The 18,498-nt window shown below is 67.1% G+C and carries 15 protein-coding genes; 13 read left to right on the forward strand and 2 right to left on the reverse strand.

Annotated features, from left to right (window positions below; all coding sequences use genetic code 11):
* The first annotated feature begins 15 nt into the window (after window positions 1-15).
* From ACYVH8_RS01875 to ACYVH8_RS01900, 6 genes are all read left to right on the forward strand, one after another.
* Complete coding sequence (locus ACYVH8_RS01875) at window positions 16-1,980, forward strand: propionate--CoA ligase (RefSeq protein ID WP_460487179.1); 1,965 nt, start codon at window positions 16-18, stop codon at window positions 1,978-1,980.
* A 177-nt stretch (window positions 1,981-2,157) separates the two neighbouring features.
* Window positions 2,158-5,052 (forward strand): 2-oxoglutarate dehydrogenase E1 component, encoded by a 2,895-nt coding sequence (locus tag ACYVH8_RS01880; RefSeq protein WP_460487180.1) that lies wholly within the window; start codon window positions 2,158-2,160, stop codon window positions 5,050-5,052.
* A gap of 111 nt (window positions 5,053-5,163) precedes the next feature.
* On the forward strand, window positions 5,164-6,396 hold the full coding sequence (gene odhB / locus ACYVH8_RS01885; protein WP_460487181.1) for a 2-oxoglutarate dehydrogenase complex dihydrolipoyllysine-residue succinyltransferase: 1,233 nt from the start codon (window positions 5,164-5,166) through the stop codon (window positions 6,394-6,396).
* Between the two features lie 123 nt (window positions 6,397-6,519).
* On the forward strand, window positions 6,520-7,947 hold the full coding sequence (lpdA, locus tag ACYVH8_RS01890; RefSeq protein ID WP_460487182.1) for a dihydrolipoyl dehydrogenase: 1,428 nt from the start codon (window positions 6,520-6,522) through the stop codon (window positions 7,945-7,947).
* 19 nt (window positions 7,948-7,966) lie between these two features.
* Window positions 7,967-9,067: a cell division protein ZapE gene (gene zapE / locus ACYVH8_RS01895; RefSeq protein ID WP_460487183.1), complete on the forward strand. Its 1,101-nt coding sequence runs from the start codon at window positions 7,967-7,969 to the stop codon at window positions 9,065-9,067.
* Window positions 9,064-9,693, forward strand: a complete 630-nt coding sequence (locus ACYVH8_RS01900; RefSeq protein WP_460487184.1) for a hypothetical protein — start codon at window positions 9,064-9,066, stop codon at window positions 9,691-9,693. Before zapE ends, ACYVH8_RS01900 begins: the two co-directional genes overlap by 4 nt.
* 8 nt (window positions 9,694-9,701) lie before the next feature.
* Here ACYVH8_RS01900 and ACYVH8_RS01905 read toward each other — a convergent pair whose 3' ends face one another.
* Complete coding sequence (locus tag ACYVH8_RS01905; protein WP_460487185.1) at window positions 9,702-10,472, reverse strand: PP2C family protein-serine/threonine phosphatase; 771 nt, start codon at window positions 10,470-10,472, stop codon at window positions 9,702-9,704.
* A 132-nt stretch (window positions 10,473-10,604) separates the two neighbouring features.
* Between ACYVH8_RS01905 and ACYVH8_RS01910 the strand changes: the two genes are divergently transcribed.
* On the forward strand, window positions 10,605-10,808 hold the full coding sequence (locus ACYVH8_RS01910) for a YdcH family protein (protein WP_460487186.1): 204 nt from the start codon (window positions 10,605-10,607) through the stop codon (window positions 10,806-10,808).
* Entirely contained in the window at window positions 10,795-12,804 is a 2,010-nt protein-coding gene (locus tag ACYVH8_RS01915; RefSeq protein ID WP_460487187.1) for an ATP-dependent DNA helicase, read from the forward strand. The genes ACYVH8_RS01910 and ACYVH8_RS01915 overlap by 14 nt, the downstream gene beginning before the upstream one ends.
* Here the strand turns inward: ACYVH8_RS01915 and ACYVH8_RS01920 are convergent.
* The gene (locus ACYVH8_RS01920; protein WP_460487188.1) at window positions 12,773-13,594 is read right to left on the reverse strand and encodes an outer membrane protein assembly factor BamD; all 822 of its coding nucleotides are present in this window, start codon (window positions 13,592-13,594) and stop codon (window positions 12,773-12,775) included. The genes ACYVH8_RS01915 and ACYVH8_RS01920 overlap by 32 nt on opposite strands.
* 14 nt (window positions 13,595-13,608) lie before the next feature.
* Here ACYVH8_RS01920 and ACYVH8_RS01925 point away from each other — a divergent pair, with 14 nt between their 5' ends.
* From ACYVH8_RS01925 to rlmN, 5 genes are all read left to right on the forward strand, one after another.
* Window positions 13,609-14,631, forward strand: coding sequence for an RluA family pseudouridine synthase (locus ACYVH8_RS01925; protein WP_460487189.1), 1,023 nt, complete (start codon window positions 13,609-13,611; stop codon window positions 14,629-14,631).
* Between the two features lie 129 nt (window positions 14,632-14,760).
* Window positions 14,761-15,411 carry an SMC-Scp complex subunit ScpB gene (gene scpB, locus ACYVH8_RS01930; protein WP_460487190.1) on the forward strand — a complete coding sequence of 217 codons (651 nt, stop codon included), beginning with the start codon at window positions 14,761-14,763 and terminating at the stop codon, window positions 15,409-15,411.
* A complete protein-coding gene (locus tag ACYVH8_RS01935; protein ID WP_460487191.1) occupies window positions 15,408-16,772 on the forward strand; it encodes a pseudouridine synthase in 1,365 nt (454 codons plus the stop codon). Before scpB ends, ACYVH8_RS01935 begins: the two co-directional genes overlap by 4 nt.
* A 133-nt stretch (window positions 16,773-16,905) precedes the next feature.
* Complete coding sequence (ndk, locus tag ACYVH8_RS01940) at window positions 16,906-17,331, forward strand: nucleoside-diphosphate kinase (protein ID WP_460487192.1); 426 nt, start codon at window positions 16,906-16,908, stop codon at window positions 17,329-17,331.
* Window positions 17,332-17,351: 20 nt separating this feature from the next.
* Window positions 17,352-18,497 (forward strand): dual-specificity RNA methyltransferase RlmN, encoded by a 1,146-nt coding sequence (rlmN, locus tag ACYVH8_RS01945; RefSeq protein ID WP_460487193.1) that lies wholly within the window; start codon window positions 17,352-17,354, stop codon window positions 18,495-18,497.
* Window position 18,498: the final 1 nt, after the last annotated feature.

Consider the following 18,498-nt stretch of genomic DNA (forward strand, 5'->3'; position numbering starts at 1 on the left):
TCAGTTTGCCGAAAGATGCATGTCCATAATTATGAATTCAGTTCCAAGACAGATAAACCGAGGAGAGCCTGGATGAGTTCTTACGCCGCGTTCCACCGACGTTCCATCACCGAGCGCGAGGCCTTCTGGGCCGAACAGGCCCGGTTGGTGGACTGGCAGACCCAGCCCCAGCAGATCTGCGACGACAGCCAGCCGCCCTTTGCGCGCTGGTACGCGGGCGGCACCACCAACCTGTGCCACAACGCGGTGGACCGGCACCTGAAGGACCGCGCCGACCAGGCCGCGCTGATCTACGTGAGCACCGAGACCGATCAGGAAAGGACCTACAGCTTTGCCGAGCTGCACGCCGAGGTGCAGCGCATGGCGGCCAGCCTGCGTGCCCTGGGGGTGGAGCAGGGCGACCGCGTGCTGATCTACATGCCCATGATGGCCGAGGCGGCCTTTGCCATGCTGGCCTGCGCGCGCATCGGGGCCATCCATTCGGTGGTGTTCGGTGGTTTTGCCTCGGGCTCGCTGGCCTCGCGCATCGAAGACGCCGAGCCCAAGGTGGTGGTCAGCGCCGACGCGGGCTCGCGCGGCGGCAAGGTGGTGGCCTACAAGCCCCTGCTGGACGAAGCGATACGCCTCTCGAAGCACAAGCCCTCGGCTGTGCTGCTGGCGGACCGCCAGCTGGCCCCCATGGCGTTGACGGCAGGGCGCGACCACTTGTGGGCCAAGTTGCGTGAGTCGCATCTGAACACGCAAGTGCCCTGCGTGTGGGTGGATGCCACCCACATCAGCTACACGCTCTACACCAGCGGCACCACGGGCAAGCCGAAGGGCGTGCAGCGTGACACAGGCGGCTATGCCGTAGCGCTGGCGGCCAGCATGGAGTACATCTTCGAGGGCCGGGCCGGTGAGACCTATTTCTCCACCAGCGACATCGGCTGGGTGGTGGGGCACAGCTACATCGTCTACGGCCCGCTGATCGCCGGCATGGCCACGCTGATGTACGAGGGCCTGCCGATCCGGCCCGATGCCGGCATCTGGTGGCGGCTGGTGGAAAAGTACAGGGTCACGCGCATGTTCTCGGCGCCCACGGCGGTGCGCGTGCTCAAGAAGCAGGACCCGGCCTTCCTCAAGAAGTACGACCTCTCCAGCCTCAAGGCGCTCTACCTGGCCGGCGAGCCGCTGGACGAGCCCACGGCGCAGTGGATCAGCCAGGGCCTGGGCGTGCCCATCATCGACAACTACTGGCAGACCGAGACGGGCTGGCCCGTCCTGACCATCGCCAACGGCGTGGAGAAGGCGCCCAGCAAGTTCGGCAGTCCCGGCGTGCCCATGTACGGCTTTGATGTGAAGCTCATCAGCGAGAGCACGGGTGAAGAGCTCTCGGGGCCGGACCAGAAAGGTGTGGTGGCCATCGAAGGCCCGCTGCCGCCGGGCTGCATGCAGACGGTGTGGCGCGACGACGCGCGTTTTGTGAACACCTACTGGAAGAGCATCCCGGGCAGGCTGATCTACAACACCTTCGACTGGGGCATCCGCGACAAGGATGGTTATTTCTTCATCCTGGGCCGCACCGACGACGTCATCAACGTGGCCGGCCACCGCCTGGGCACGCGCGAGATCGAGGAGTGCATCGCCAGCCACCCCAATGTGGCCGAGGTGGCCGTGGTGGGCGTGGCCGATGCGCTCAAGGGCCAGGTGGCCATGGCTTTTGCCGTGGCGCGTGATGCCGGCGCCCTGGGCGACCCGGCCGCGCGCCTGAGGCTCGAAGGCGAGGTGATGAAGGTGGTGGACAGCCAGCTGGGCGCGGTGGCGCGGCCCTCGCGCGTGTTCTTCGTCAATCTGCTGCCCAAGACGCGCAGTGGCAAGCTGCTGCGCCGCGCCCTGCAGGCCGTGGCCGAGGGGCGCGACCCGGGCGACCTGACCACGCTGGACGACCCGACGGCCCTGCAGCAGGTGCGTGAGCTGGTGGGTGCGGTGGCGAAATCATAAGAAGCAGCGACTAAATTCATAAGCCGCCATGCGCCGCCGTTCATTCGGTGGCACAATCGCCCCCTGTACTAAGGCTCCTTCCTGCCACAGTCGCATCCGCCAACCGGTCCAGCCGTGCCGCGGAAGGTTTTTCCAACCAGCTAAAAGTTTCCTTCAGGGAAACGGAGGTCAGCGCATATGAGCGAATCCCAATCTCAGGGATCCAGGTTCGCGTCCGTCTACCAGGCGTACAGCGACAACACCTATCTGTTCGGGGGCAATGCTCCGTACGTCGAAGAGATGTACGAGAACTACCTCGCCAACCCCGGCAGCGTTCCCGACAACTGGCGCGATTACTTCGACGCCCTGCAGCACGTGCCCGCCGTCGACGGCACGAACGCCAAGGACATTCCCCATCTGCCGGTCGTCAACGCTTTTGCCGAGCGTGCCAAGCAGGGCGTGACCCAGGTCGTCATGGCCACCGGCGCCGACTCCGAGATGGGTCGCAAGCGCACGGCCGTGCAGCAGCTGATTGCCGCCTACCGCAACGTGGGCCAGCGCTGGGCCGATCTGGACCCGCTCAAGCGCACCGAGCGCCCCGCGATTCCCGAGCTCGAGCCCTCCTTCTACGGCTTTGCCGACGCCGACCAGGAAACGGTGTTCAACACCAGCAACACCTTCTTCGGCAAGGACAGCATGTCCCTGCGCGAGCTGCTCAATGCGCTGCGCGAGACCTACTGCGGCACCCTGGGCGCCGAGTTCATGCACACCACCGACCAGACCCAGAAGCGCTGGTGGCAGCAGAAGCTGGAGAGCATCCGCAGCAAGCCGAACTACGGCGCTGAAAAGAAAAAGCTGATTCTGGACCGTCTGACCGCAGCCGAGGGCCTGGAGCGTTTCCTGCATACCAAGTACGTCGGCCAGAAGCGTTTCTCGCTCGAAGGCGGCGAGAGCTTCATCGCCGCCATGGACGAGCTGATCCAGCTCGCCGGCGTCAAGGGCGTGCAGGAGATCGTGATCGGCATGGCCCACCGCGGCCGCCTCAACGTGCTGGTGAACTCCATGGGCAAGATGCCCGCGGACCTGTTCGCCGAGTTCGACCATACCGCCCCGGAAGAGCTGCCGGCCGGTGACGTGAAATACCACCAGGGCTTCAGCTCCGACGTCACCACCCCCGGTGGCCCGGTGCACCTGAGCCTGGCCTTCAATCCCTCGCACCTGGAGATCGTGAACCCGGTGGTCGAGGGCTCGGTGCGCGCCCGCATGGACCGTCGTGGTGACCCGCAGGGCAAGCAGGTGCTGCCGGTGCTGGTGCACGGCGACGCCGCTTTCGGTGGCCAGGGCGTGAACCAGGAAACCCTGGCGCTGGCCCAGACCCGTGGGTACTCCACGGGCGGCACGGTGCACATCATCATCAACAACCAGATCGGTTTCACCACCTCCGACCCGCGCGACATGCGCTCCACCGTGTACTGCACCGACATCGTCAAGATGGTCGAGGCCCCGGTGCTGCACGTCAACGGCGACGATCCCGAGGCCGTGGTGCTGGCCACGCAGCTGGCGCTGGAGTTCCGCATGGAGTTCCGCCAGGACGTGGTGGTGGACATCACCTGCTTCCGCAAGCTGGGCCACAACGAGCAGGACACGCCCAGCCTGACCCAGCCGCTGATGTACAAGAAGATCGCCGCCCATCCCGGCACGCGCAAGCTCTACGGCGACAAGCTCGTCACCCAGGGCGTGCTCACGGGCGAGGGCCCGGACGAGATGGTCAAGGCCTACCGCGCCGCCATGGACGCCGGCCGTCACACGGTGGACCCGGTGCTGACGAACTTCAAGAGCAAGTTTGCGGTGGACTGGTCGCCCTACCTGAGCAAGAAGTGGACGGACGCCGCCGAGACCGCCATTCCGCTGACCGAGTGGAAACGCCTGGCTGACAAGATCACCACCATTCCCCAGACGGTCACGCCGCACCAGCTGGTGAAAAAAGTCTATGACGACCGCGCCGCCATGGGCCGCGGCGAGATTCCGGTGGACTGGGGCATGGGCGAGCACATGGCCCTGGCTTCGCTGGTGGCCAGCGGCTACCCGGTGCGCCTGTCGGGCGAGGACTGCGGTCGTGGCACCTTCACGCACCGCCACGCCGTCATCCATGACCAGAACCGTGAGAAGTGGGACGTGGGCACCTATGTGCCGCTGGAGAACGTGAGCGAGGGCCAGGCGCCCTTTGTCGTGATCGACTCCATCCTGTCCGAAGAGGCGGTGCTGGGCTTCGAGTACGGCTACGCTTCCAACGACCCCAACACCCTGGTGGTCTGGGAAGCCCAGTTCGGCGACTTCGCCAACGGCGCGCAGGTGGTCATCGACCAGTTCATCGCCTCGGGCGAGGTGAAGTGGGGCCGTGTCAACGGCATCACGCTGATGCTGCCGCACGGTTATGAAGGCCAGGGCCCCGAGCACAGCTCGGCCCGCCTCGAGCGCTTCATGCAGCTGGCTGCCGACACGAACATGCAGATCGTGCAGCCGACCACGGCCAGCCAGATCTTCCACGTGCTGCGCCGCCAGATGATCCGCAACCTGCGCAAGCCGCTGATCATCATGACGCCCAAGTCCTTGCTGCGCAACAAGGACGCGACGTCGCCGCTGTCGGAGTTCACCAAGGGCGGTTTCCAGACCGTGCTGGGCGAACAGAAGGTCATCAAGGACGAGAAGGTCAAGCGCGTGATCGCCTGCTCCGGCAAGGTCTATTACGACCTGGTCAAGAAGCGCGAGGAGAAGGGCCTGGACGACACCGCCATCCTGCGCGTCGAGCAGCTCTATCCCTTCCCGCACAAGGTCTTCGCCGCCGAGCTCAGGAAGTACCCGAACGCCACCGACATCGTGTGGTGCCAGGACGAGCCGCAGAACCAGGGCGCCTGGTTCTTCGTGCAGCACTACATCCACGAGAACATGCTCGAAGGCCAGAAGCTGGGCTATGCCGGACGCGCGGCCTCGGCCTCGCCGGCGGTGGGTTATGCCCATCTGCACCAGGAGCAGCAGAAGGCCCTGGTGGAAGCGGCCTTCGCCAAGCTCAAGGGATTCGTGCTGACCAAGTAACCCAAGCAATGACGAAAAGACGGAATGACGGAATGAAATGTCATTCCGTCATCAGCGCATAGCGCGGTCATTTCGTCATTCGACTGAACAACGCAAAACAAGGAATACCCAATGGCTATCGTAGAAGTCAAGGTCCCGCAGCTGTCCGAATCGGTGGCGGAGGCCACCATGCTGCAATGGAAGAAGAAGCCCGGCGAGCTGGTGGCCGCCGACGAGATCCTGATCGACATCGAGACCGACAAGGTCGTGCTGGAAGTGCCGGCCCCGTCGGCCGGCGTGCTGGCCGAGATCGTGGTCGGTGACGGCGGCACCGTGGTGGCCGGCCAGGTCATCGCCCGTATCGACACCGATGGCAAGGCCAGTGCGGCGGCTCCGGCGGCTGCCGCTGCGCCTGCAGTTGTGACGGCGCCCGCTGCCGCCGTGTCGGCCTCCAGGGCCGGCGTGGCCATGCCCGCCGCCGCCAAGCTCATGGCCGACAACAGCCTGGCCGCCGGTTCCGTGCCGGGCACCGGCAAGGACGGCCGCGTGACCAAGGGTGATGTGCTGGCCGCCGTGGCCAAGCCGGCACCCGCTGCCATTCCCACCGGCGCGCCGACCAAGGCTCTGCCGCAGGTGGCTGCCCCGAGCGCGCCGCACCTGGGCGAGCGCCCCGAGCAGCGCGTGCCCATGACGCGCCTGCGCGCCCGTGTGGCCGAGCGTCTGCTGCAGTCGCAGTCGACCAACGCCATCCTGACCACTTTCAACGAGGTCAACATGGCCCCGGTGATGGAGATGCGCAAGCGCTTCCAGGAGAAGTTCGAGAAGGAACACGGCGTCAAGATCGGCTTCATGTCCTTCTTCGTGAAGGCGGCCGTGCACGCCTTGAAGAAGTACCCGGTGCTCAATGCCTCGGTGGACGGCAACGACATCGTCTACCACGGCTACTTCGACATCGGTATCGCCGTGGGTTCGCCGCGCGGCCTGGTGGTGCCCATCCTGCGCAACGCCGACCAGATGAGCTTTGCCGACATCGAGAAGAAGATCGCCGAGTACGGCGCCAAGGCGCGTGACGGCAAGCTGGGCATCGAGGAGATGACCGGCGGCACCTTCTCGATCTCCAACGGCGGCGTGTTCGGCTCCATGCTGTCCACCCCCATCATCAACCCGCCGCAGTCGGCCATCCTGGGCGTGCACGCCACCAAGGACCGCGCCGTGGTCGAGAACGGGCAGATCGTGGTCCGCCCGATCAACTACCTGGCCATGAGCTACGACCACCGCATCATCGACGGCCGTGAAGCCGTGCTGGGCCTGGTGGCCATGAAGGAAGCGCTGGAAGACCCCGCTCGTCTGCTGTTTGATATTTGACGTCTAACTCCCTCCCCCGCTGGGGGAGGGCAGGGGTGGGGGCATCGCCAGCTATGTGGCCGGTGCACGAGCCCCCACCCTACCCCTCCCCCAGCGGGGGAGGGAACAAAAGAGAGGAACACTATGAGCAAACAATTCGACGTGGTCGTCATCGGCGGCGGCCCTGGTGGCTACATCGCCGCCATCCGCGCGGCCCAGCTGGGCATGAACGTGGCGTGCATCGACGCCTGGAAGAACGAGAAGGGTGGCCCCGCGCCCGGCGGCACCTGCACCAACGTGGGCTGCATCCCGTCCAAGGCGCTGCTGCAGTCGTCCGAGCACTTCGAGCACGCCAACAAGCACTTTGCCGATCACGGCATCACGGCCAGCGACGTCAAGATGGACGTGAGCAAGATGCTGGGCCGCAAGGACACCGTGGTCAAGCAGAACAACGATGGCATCCTCTACCTGTTCAAGAAGAACAAGGTGGCCTTCTTCCACGGTCTGGCTTCCTTTGTGAAGGCGGTGGATGGCGGTTATGAACTGAAGGTCAGCGGCGCGGCCGAGGAGACCCTGGTGGCCAGGCAGGTCATCGTGGCCACGGGCTCCAACGCCCGCGCGCTGCCGGGTACGCCTTTCGATGAGGTCAATGTCCTGTCCAACGACGGTGCGCTGCGCATCGGCGCGGTCCCGAAGAAGCTGGGCCTGATCGGCTCGGGCGTGATCGGCCTGGAGATGGGCTCGGTCTGGCGCCGTCTGGGGGCTGAAGTCACCATCCTCGAAGGCCTGCCGACTTTCCTGGGCGCGGTGGACGAGCAGATCGCCAAGGAGGCCAAGAAGGCTTTCGACAAGCAGGGCCTGAAGATCGAGCTGGGCGTGAAGGTCGGCGAGATCAAGAACGGCAAGAAGGGCGTGAGCATCGCCTACGCCAATGCCAAGGGCGAGGCCCAGGCGCTGGACGTGGACAAACTCATCGTCTCCATCGGCCGTGTGCCCAACACCATCGGCCTGAACGCCGAGGCCGTGGGCCTGAAGCTGGACGAACGTGGCGCCATCGTGGTGGACGACAACTGCCGCACCAGCCTGCCGGGCGTGTGGGCCGTGGGTGACGTGGTGCGCGGCCCGATGCTGGCGCACAAGGCGGAGGAAGAGGGGGTGGCCGTGGCCGAGCGCATCGCCGGCCAGCACGGGCACGTGAACTTCAACACCATCCCCTGGGTCATCTACACCAGCCCCGAGATCGCCTGGGTGGGCCGTACCGAGCAGCAGCTCAAGGCCGACGGTGTGGCCTACAAGGCCGGCACCTTCCCCTTCCTGGCCAACGGCCGCGCACGCGCGCTGGGCGACACGACGGGCATGGTCAAGTTCCTGGCCGACGCCAAGACCGACGAGATCCTGGGTGTGCACATCGTGGGCCCCATGGCCAGCGAGCTGATCTCCGAGGCCGTGGTGGCCATGGAGTTCAAGGCCAGTGCCGAGGACATCGCGCGCATCTGCCATGCGCACCCGTCCCTCAGCGAGGCGACCAAGGAAGCCGCGCTGGCCGTGGACAAGCGCACGCTGAATTTCTGAAGCGTACAGGTACCACGGCTTGGCATCGGTACGCGCGGCTTACGAAGCGGAACTGAAAGCGCGGGGTTACGCGAGTGACCCTGCGCAGTTGCGCGCCGTGGAGGCGCTGGAGCATTGCGCTGTCGAGTGGGCCGAGTACAAGGTCAAGCGCTCCAACGCGATCAAGAAGCTGCTCAACCATCCTGACATCCCCAAGGGGGTGTACCTGTACGGCGGGGTGGGGCGGGGCAAGAGCTTCCTGATGGACTGTTTTTTCAACGCCGTGCCCCTGGTGCGCAAGACGCGCCTGCACTTTCACGAGTTCATGCGCGAGGTGCACCGCGAGCTGGCCGATCTGCAGGGCACGGTCAACCCGCTGGACGCGCTGGCCGAGCGCATGGCCGACAAGTACAAGCTGATCTGCTTCGACGAGTTCCATGTCGCCGACATCACCGACGCCATGATCCTGCACCGCCTGCTGGCGGCACTGGCCAGGAACGGCGTGGGCCTGGTGGCCACGTCCAACTTCAAGCCGGACGATCTCTACCCCAATGGCCTGCATCGCGAGCGCATCCTGCCGGCCATCGCCCTGCTGAACCAGCAGATGGAGCTGGTCAATGTGGACAACGGCACCGACTACCGCCGCCGCACCATGGAGCAGGTGCGGATGTACCACACCCCCCTGGGGCCGGAGGCCGATGCCGCCATGTCGCAGGCTTTCGACCGCCTGGCAGAAGCGCATGACGAAGACCCGGTGCTGCACATCGAGGCGCGCCAGATCCATGCCCGGCGCAAGGCCGGTGGTGTGGTGTGGTTCGACTTCCGCAGCCTGTGCGGCGGCCCGCGCTCGCAGAACGACTACCTGGAAATCGCCACCCAGTTCCACACCGTGTTCCTGAGCGACGTGCCCTATATGCCGGTGCGCATGGCCTCCGAAGCGCGGCGTTTCACCTGGCTGGTGGACGTGCTGTACGACCGGCGCGTCAAGCTCATCCTGTCGGCCGCCGTGTCGCCCGAGGCGCTCTACACCGAAGGGCCCCTGGTGCACGAATTTCCGCGTACAGTGTCACGACTCAATGAAATGCAGTCGCGCGAGTTCCTCGAATCGGAACGTCGTGTGGTCGACACCCGCCTGACATGAAACGTTTCCTGATCCTGCTGGCCGGTCTGGGCGCCGTGGTCCTGGCCTGCGCCCAGCAGTCGGCTTCTTACGACCCGGAGATGGCCGCGCGTGAACGCGTGCGCATCGAGACCGAGCGTCGCCAGGCCCTGGAGCGTTATGGCCAGGAAGAGGCGGACTGCTACCAGCGCTTTGCCGTGAACGACTGCCTGAGCGAGGTGCGCAAGCGCCGCCGCGTCAGCCTGGAGGAACTGCGCCGCCAGGATATCATCCTCAACGACGAGCGCCGTGCCGCGGTGGCTGCCGAGCAGCTGCGCCGCACCGACGAGCGGGCCGCCCAGCGCGCCAGCGAGCAGGCCGCCGAGGAGCGGGCGGCCGCGCAGAAGGAATTCGAGGAGCGGCAACGCCGCGCGCGGCAGAAGCAGGCGGCCCAGGCCACGGCTCCCGGCCCCGCGGCTTCTGCTTCCGCGCCCGCTCGCCCGGCCTCGGCCCCAGGCAGTGCCGCCGCAGCGGCGGCCGAGCGCGCACGCTTGCAACAGGCCTACGAGGAAAAGCAGCAGCGCGCCAGGGAACGCCAGCAGGAGCGCGAACGCGCCCAGTCGGAAAAAGCGTCGCGCACCAGCCGGCCGCTGCCGGTGCCGCCCTGAGCGTACGCTCAGCGCTTGTTGTCGCTCAACGGTTCGATCTTGACGATGACCAGCGACAGGTTGTCGCCGCCGCCGCCGGCGCGTGAGCGCGCCTTCTCGATCAGGAACTCCGAGGCTTCACGCGCAGAGAGGCTGGAGAGCACCGAGCCCAGCTCATCGTTGCTGAAGTAGTGCCAGACACCGTCGCTGCAGGCCATGAGGGTGTCGCCCGGCTTGAGCTGCGGGATGAAGTGGGTTTCCTGGGGCGGGTCGCTCTCGGTGCCCAGGCAGCCCATGAGAATGTTGGACTGCGGGTGCACGGCGGCCTCCTCTTCGGTCAGTTCCCCGCGGTTGACCAGGGTCTGCACATAGGAATGGTCCAGGGTGCGGCGCACGATCTGGTTGGCGTGGAAGTGGTAGATGCGCGAATCGCCGGCATGGATCCAGTGGCAGTCGCCGGACGGGTTGATCAGGAAGGCCGCCAGGGTGCTGTGTGGTTCCTGTTCAGCGGAGATGGCGGTCAGCTTGATGACGATGTGCGCCTCTTGCACCATCTGGGACAATATGGCGGCGGCATCATCGGTCTCGGGGGCGTAGCGCTCGAACAGCTGCTTGGCGGTCAGCATGACCTGGTCGGAGGCCTTGCGCCCGCCGCTGCGCCCGCCCATGCCGTCGGCCACCACGGCCAGCATGCAGCCGATGTGACGCGGGTGGGTGAAAACCGCCACCTGGTCCTGCTGGTATTCGCGATCGCCCTTGTGGATGCCGGTCGCTGCAGTGAGTCGGTAGCCTTTGCTCATGGTTTTGTTTCCGCTGGGTCCCCTGGATCCGGCCCGCGAGGGCTGGATGAAAGTCGTATTATCAAAGCATAAGCCATGGACGGGTTGACAAGTATTCCCGCTTTGGCCGTTTTCCTACCGGGGCCTGATTTTTTGGATTCCAATCTGCATTCGCCGCAGCGCCGCCTGATCGAGCTGCGCATGGAGCACGCCGACCTCGACGCCCTGCTGGACCGCATGAGCCATGCCCCCGAGATCGACGAGCTGATGATGCGGCGTCTCAAGAAGCGGCGCCTTGCCCTGCGCGACGAGATCGCCCGCCTCGAACATCAGCTCACGCCCGATGAACCTGCTTGACGCCGTGCGCGCGGCCTTCGCGCCCGAGGGCGTGCTGGCGCGCACCGTGGACGAATTCCACCCCCGCAGCGGCCAGACCGACATGGCCCTGGCCGTGGCCGAGGCCATCGCCGAGCGCAGCGTGCTGGTGGCCGAGGCCGGCACCGGCGTGGGCAAGACCTACGCCTACCTGGTGCCGGCCCTGCTCAGCGGCGAACGTGTGCTGCTGTCCACCGCCACCAAGACCCTGCAAGACCAGCTCTACAGCCGCGATCTGCCGCGCCTGACCGAGGCCCTGGGCCTGCCCCTGCGCACGGCCCTGCTCAAGGGGCGTGGCAGCTACCTCTGCCTGCACCGCATGGAAGGGGCCCGGCAGGAAGGCGCCGTGGCCGCGCCGCAGGCCGCCTATGCCCTGGCCCGCGTGGAGCGCTGGGCCCAGCAGACGCGCAGCGGCGACCTGTCCGAGCTGCCGGGCCTGGACGAGCGCTCGCCGGTGATCCCGCTGGTGACTTCCACCCGCGACAACTGCCTGGGCAGCAACTGCCCGCGCTACCGCGACTGCCATGTGAACCTGGCGCGGCGCGAGGCCCTGGCGGCCGACGTGGTGGTGATCAACCACCACCTGTTCTTCGCCGACCTCGCGGTACGCGAATCGGGCATGGCCGAGCTGTTGCCCAGCGCGAGCACGGTGATCTTCGACGAGGCGCACACCCTCAACGAGACCGGCGTGCAGTTCCTGGGCCGCCAGCTCTCCACCGCCCAGGTGCTGGACTTCTGCCGCGACCTGCTGGCCTGCGGCCTGCAGCAGGCGCGGGGCCTGGCCGACTGGCAGCAGCTGACCGGGGCGGTGGAGCGTGCCGCGCGTGACCTGCGCCTGTGCGCCGGCCGGGCGCCGGCCGGCGGCAGCCGCCATGCCTGGGACGGCACCGCGCCCGAGCGCATCGACACGGATGCCTGGGGCCTGGCCCTCGCGGCGCTGCAGCGCGCTTGCGGCGAGGCGCGCGCAGCGCTGGAGCACATGGACGAACTGGGGCCGGACTTCATGCGCCTGGCCGAGCGGGCCCGGGCCCTGGCGGCCTTGGCTGAATTCTTCCAGGCCGAGCGCGCGCCCGAGGCGGTGCGCTGGCTGGAGGTGTCGCAACAACTGCGTCTGGTGGAGTCGCCGCTGGACATTGCCGAAGCAGTGCAGACGCGGCTGCTGGCGCCGCGCGAAGGCGAGACGGCCAACCGCAGCTGGATCTTCACCTCGGCCACGCTGGGCGACGACGATCGCCTGAGCTGGTTCACCGAACCCTGTGGCCTGGGCGAGGCCCGCGTGCTGCGCGTGGACAGCCCCTTCGACTACGCGCGCCAGGCCGCCGTCTATGTGCCGCGCCAGCTGTCCAAGCCCAACGATGCGCGCCACAGCGAGGAGGTGGCGGCCCTGGTGGCGCGCCTGGCCCCGGTGCTGGGCGGGCGCACCCTGGTGCTGACCACCACGCTGCGCGCGCTGCGCAGCATCAGCGAACGCCTGCCGCAGCTGCTGCCGACCGAGAGCAATCTGCAGGTGCTGAGCCAGGGGCAAAGACCGAAGCGCGAGTTGCTGGACCGTTTTCGCGAGGGGGTGCTGCCCGGCCAGCCCGGTTGTGTGCTGGTGGCCTCGGCCTCCTTCTGGGAGGGCGTGGACATCCCCGGTGAGGCGCTGCAACTGGTGGTGATCGACAAGCTGCCTTTTCCGCCGCCGGGCGACCCGCTGGTGCAGGCACGCAGCCGTCGCCTGGAAGCGGCCGGACGCAGCCCCTTCAACGACTACCACGTGCCGGAGGCCGCGGTGGCGCTCAAGCAGGGGGCGGGGCGGCTGATCCGGCGCATTTCTGACCAGGGCCTGCTGCTGATCTGCGACACGCGCCTGGCCAGCATGGGGTATGGCCGCCGGCTGATGGCGGCGCTGCCGCCGATGCGGCGGCTGGCCAGTGAGGCCGAACTCGATCAGCGCTTGCTGGAGCTCACCACAGCTTCCACCACGGACCCTGTCTGACCGTGGTGGTGGTGTCCTCGATGCCGCTGCCACCGACATAGCGGCTCTGCGGGAAGTTGGTCTGCAGCACACGGCGTGCGTCGTCGCGCAGCTGGGGCAGTTGCAAGGCGTCGTAGGACTGCACGAGGATGTAGAGGGCCTCTTCCAGCGCCGGTGCATCGCGGTAGTCGCTGATGGCCTGCTGGGCGCGGTTGATGGCCGCCAGGTAGGCGCCGCGGCTGTGGTAGTAACGCGCCACGTGAACTTCGTACTTGGCCAGCGAGTTGACGATGTGGGTCATGCGCGCGCGCGCGTCGGGCGCGTAGCGCGAGTCGGGGAAACGGGTGACGAGTTCCTTGAAGGAGGCGAAGGACTCCTTGGCGGCCTGCTGGTCGCGTTCGGCCAGGTCCTGGCGCGTCAGCGACGAGAACAGGCCCAGGTTCTCGTTGAAGTTCACCACGCCCTTGAAGTAGAGCGCATAGTCCAGTGCAGGGCTGGCCGGGTGCAGGCGCATGAAACGGTCCAGCGTCGCGATGGCCTGGGCCGGTTCCTCGTTCTTGAAGTGGGCGTAGGCCTTTTCGAGCTGGGCCTGTTGCGCCAGCGGCGTGCCGGCGGCGCGGCCTTCGAGTTTTTCGAAGAGCCCGATGGCCTTGCTGTACTGGAGGTTGAAGGCTTCCTCGCGTGCTTCCACGAGGATCTCTTCGGGCGTCATCTTGGCGGTCGGATCGACCGGCTTGGTGGAGCAGCCGGCCAGCAGCGCAGCGGCGGCCAGGAGCAGGACGGAGACGACCGATAATTTGGCGCTGGGCATCAGAGGCTTACTCGTTGAAACATCAAGAATCAATTATATCGACCGACCCCGTGAGCGAGGACTTTGACGAGGCGGCCGAAGGGGCTTCCGAGGTCGAGCTGCGGCCCTGGGCCATCGGGGTGGACCAGCATGGTTTGCGCCTGGACCGTGCCCTGAGCGAGCTGGTGCCCGAGTTCTCGCGCAGTTATCTGCAGCAGCTGATCGAGGCCGGCGCCGTGACCCAGGGCGGGCTGATCCTGCGCAAGCCGGCGCACAAGGTGCGCGCGGGGGAGCAGGGCCAGATCGAATTGCGCCCCACGCCCCAGAGCCAGGCCTTCCTGCCCGAGGCCATGGCGCTGGACATCGTGCACGAGGACGAGCACCTGCTGGTGCTCAACAAACCGGCCGGCCTGGTGGTGCACCCGGCGCCGGGGAACTGGCGCGGCACCCTGCTCAACGGTCTGCTGGCGCACGACGCCCGGGCCGCGCAGCTGCCGCGCGCGGGCATCGTGCACCGCCTGGACAAGGACACCAGCGGCCTGATGGTGGTGGCGCGCACGCGCGCCGCCATGGACGCGCTGGTCAAGCTGATCGCGGAGCGCTCGGTCAGACGCCAGTACCTGGCCCTGGCCCACCAGCCCTGGAGCGGCCCGGCGCGGCGCGAGGTGGAAGCCGCCATCGGGCGCGACCCGCGCAACCGCCTGCGCATGGCCGTGGTGGACCTGCTGCGCCAGTCGGGCAAGCCGGCCAAGACCACCTTCGAGCTCCTGCACAACACCGAGCAGGGCTGCTGGCTGCGCTGCACCCTGCACACCGGGCGCACGCACCAGATCCGCGTGCATGCCGCGTCGATCGGCCATCCCCTGCTGGCCGACACCCTGTACGGCGGGGCGCCGGCGGCCGGCCTGTCGCGCCAGGCCCTGCACGCCTGGCGCCTGGCTTTTACCCACCCCGTCAGCGGGCGTGAACTGGTCTTCCAGGCCCTGCCGCCCGAGGATTTCCGCCAGGGTCTGGTGGCCTGGGGCGTGGGCTACAATGCCCGGCAGGACGTTCTGTGAAGAACGTGCCCCGGCCCCGCCCGTTGGCGGGTGCCCATGGTCCGGGATCGTGATGATCCGCAGGCCGATTCTCCTAAAGACCCCTCTCATCCTGCCTCGGACCGAGGCACAGCCCGGATTCGAAGAGACATGAATACGACGGAAGCCAAGCGTATCCTGGAAACAGCGCTGATCTGCGCGCAGCAGCCGCTGCAGGTGCGCGACATGCGTGTGCTGTTCGACGACAGCCTGGGTGTGGACACGATCAAGCAATTGCTTGAAGAATTGCAGCAGGAATGGACCGGACGCGGCGTCGAGCTGGTCTGTGTGGCCACCGGCTGGCGTTTCCAGAGCCGCCCCGAGATGCGCGAGTACCTGGACCGCCTGCACCCCGAGAAACCGCCGCGGTATTCGCGCGCCACGCTCGAAACCCTGGCCATCATTGCCTACCGCCAGCCGGTCACGCGCGGCGACATGGAAGACATCCGCGGCGTCACCATCAGCTCGCTGATCATCAAGCAGCTGGAAGACCGCGGCTGGATCGAGGTCATCGGCCACCGCGAGGCCCCGGGCCGCCCGGGCCTCTACGCCACCACAAAGCATTTCCTGGACGACCTGGGCCTGGCCTCGCTGGATCAGCTGCCGCTCATGGACGGCCCGGCCCAGCAGGCGGGTCTGCTGGAGGTTCTCAACGAATTGCCCCTGTCCCCCGAGGGCGATACGCCCGAGCTGCCCTTGGCCGAGCCCCTTGCCGAGTCGGGCAGCGACACCCCCTTTGCCCTGACCGGAAGTCAACCATGACCGAACCGACGCCTGGCGTGACGCCGCCCAAGCCCGACAGCGACGCACAAGCGCCTGTGCCGGTCCAACTGGTCGAGGCTATCGATCCAGACGAGGACGACGAAGGCGATGAGTTCGCCAAGCCGGCAGCGCGCAAACCCCATCAGCCGCCCCAGGCGGTCGATTTTGCGGCCGTGGTCTCCGGTGAATTCGATGCCGAGGAAGAGGCGCCCGAGGCCGATGTGTCCGCCAAGCGCGTGCTGGCGCCACAGGCCGAAACCCCCAAGCTGCACAAGGTGCTGGCCCAGGCCGGCATGGGTTCGCGCCTGGAGATGGAGCAGCTCATCATGGAGGGGCGCATCTCGGTCAACAACGAGCCGGCCCACATCGGCCAGCGCATCCAGTTCGGTGACCAGATCAAGGTCAATGGCAAAGCCATCCGGGTGCGCATCGACCCGCCGCCGCCGCGTGTCATCGCCTATCACAAGCCGGTGGGCGAGGTCGTCACGCACGACGACCCGCAGAATCGGCCCACGGTCTTCCGCAAGCTGCCCAAGCTGCACCAGGGCAAGTGGCAGTCGGTCGGCCGCCTGGACCTCAACACCGAGGGCCTGCTGCTGTTCACCAGCTCCGGCGACCTGGCCAACAAGCTCATGCACCCGCGTTTCGGCCTGGAGCGCGAGTACGCGGTGCGTGTGCTGGGCGCGCTGAGCAGCGAGGAAAAGAAGCGCCTGCTCGAGGGCGTGCAGCTCGAGGACGGCACGGCCCAGTTCGGCAGCATCGAAGAGGGCGGTGGCGAAGGCAGCAACTGCTGGTACCGCGTGACGATTTCCGAAGGCCGCAACCGCGAGGTGCGCCGCATGCTCGAAGCCGTGGGTCACGCCGTGAGCCGCCTGATCCGCATCCGTTACGGCGCCATGGTGCTGCCGCGCGGCTTGAAGCGTGGCGCCTGGATGGAGCTGGACGAGGGCGATATCCGAGGCCTCATGCGTGCGGCCGAGCGCCGCCCGGGCGGCGGCGCCGAAAGCGCCACGGGGGAGGGCGGCGAACGCCCTCCGGCCCAGGGCAAACCCGCGGGCGGGCGCAACCGGCGCCGTGGCGGCGGTGCGCAGGGGCCGGGACCGCGTGGCTCCGGCGGCCCGATGGGCGACAAGTCCGGCGGCCCGCGCAAGAGCGGCGGCCAGGGCCAGCAACAGGGGCGCAACAAGGACCGCAATCCGCGCCAGGGCGGCGGTGACGGTCAGCCCGATCCGATGAAAACCTCCTTCGGTTACATCGGCGCCGACAGTTTCACGCGCCAGCGTCAGGAGCCGCGCCGCGGCAATGGGGGCGGTGGTGGCAACGGTGGACCGCGTCGCGGCGGCCGTGGCGGCGGGCGCTGAAAGCGTTCGACCGGCGTGCCCAGGCCGGGGCGGATCGCCTCGGTACCCAGAGTGTCACTGACACCGGTTAAAATACCGGGCTTTGCCCATGGTGGGGCAGAAACCCATTTCATAAACAGACCCAGGAACTCACATGGCCATCCAGCGCACCTTCTCCATCATCAAGCCCGACGCCGTTGCCAAGAACGTCATCGGCCAGATCTACGCCCGTTTCGAAGGCGCCGGCCTGAAGGTCATCGCCGCCCGCATGGCCCATCTGTCGCGCGCCGAAGCCGAGGCCTTCTACGCCGTGCACAAGGCCCGCCCCTTCTTCAAGGACCTGGTCGAGTTCATGATCTCCGGCCCCGTGATGCTCCAGGTGCTCGAAGGCGAAAACGCCATCCTGAAGAACCGTGACCTGATGGGCGCCACCGATCCCAAGAAGGCCGACAAGGGCACCATCCGCGCGGACTTCGCCGACAGCATCGACGCCAATGCCGTGCACGGCTCCGACGCCCCCGAAACCGCCGCCGTGGAGATTGCCTTCTTCTTCGCCGGCATGAACATCCACAGCCGCTGAAAGGCGGATGTCACGATGTTATGACGGCCAACCTGCTCGACTTCGACCTCGACGGTTTGGCCGCCTTTTGCGAGCGGCTGGGTGAAAAACGCTTTCGCGCCACCCAGCTGTTCCGCTGGATCCACCAGAAGGGCGCCTCCAGCTTCGACCAGATGAGCGATCTGGCCAAGTCCCTGCGCGAGAAGCTCGCCACCACGGCGCGCATCCAGGGCCTGGAGGTCATCTCCCAGCAGATCTCCGCCGACGGCACCATCAAGTGGCTGTTCAACGTCGGTGACGGCAACGCCGTCGAATCCGTTTTTATCCCCGAGGACGATCGCGGCACTTTGTGCGTGTCCTCCCAGGCCGGCTGCGCCGTGGGCTGCCGTTTCTGCTCCACGGGCCACCAGGGCTTCAGCCGCAACCTGAGCGCCGGCGAGATCGTCGCCCAGCTCTGGTTCGCCGAGCACTTCCTGCGCCAGCACCTGAATCGCGGTGACCGCGTCATCACCAATGTGGTCATGATGGGCATGGGCGAGCCGCTGCAGAACTACAACGAGCTGATCCCCGCGCTGCGCGTGATGCTGGACGACCACGGCTACGGCCTGTCGCGCCGCCGCCTCACGGTCTCCACCTCGGGCGTCGTGCCCATGATGGACCGCCTGGCGCAGGACTGTCCGGTGGCGCTGGCCGTCTCGCTGCACGCGCCCAACGACGAGTTGCGCGACAACCTGGTGCCGCTGAACCGCAAGTACCCCATCGCCGAGCTGCTGGAGACCTGCGACCGCTACCTGGCCCATGCCCCGCGCGACTTCATCACCTTCGAGTACTGCATGCTCGACGGCGTGAACGACCAGCCCGAACACGCGCGTCAGCTGGTCGAGCTGGTGCGCCGGCACGCCACGGGCGGGGTCTGGTGCAAGTTCAACCTCATTCCCTTCAATCCCTTCCCGGCCTCCGGGCTCAAGCGCTCGCCGGCTGAACGCGTCCAGGCCTTCGCCAAGATCCTGCTGGATGCTGGTATCGTCACGACTGTGCGCAAGACGCGCGGCGACGACATTGACGCCGCCTGCGGCCAGCTGGCCGGCGACGTCAAGGACCGCACCGGGGTGGAGGAGCGCATGGCGCGCCAGCGCAAGCTGCTGCAACCCATGCAGTCCCTGCAAAGCCAATCCAAGGAGGTTTGAG

It is taken from the genome of Curvibacter fontanus (genome assembly GCF_054780335.1).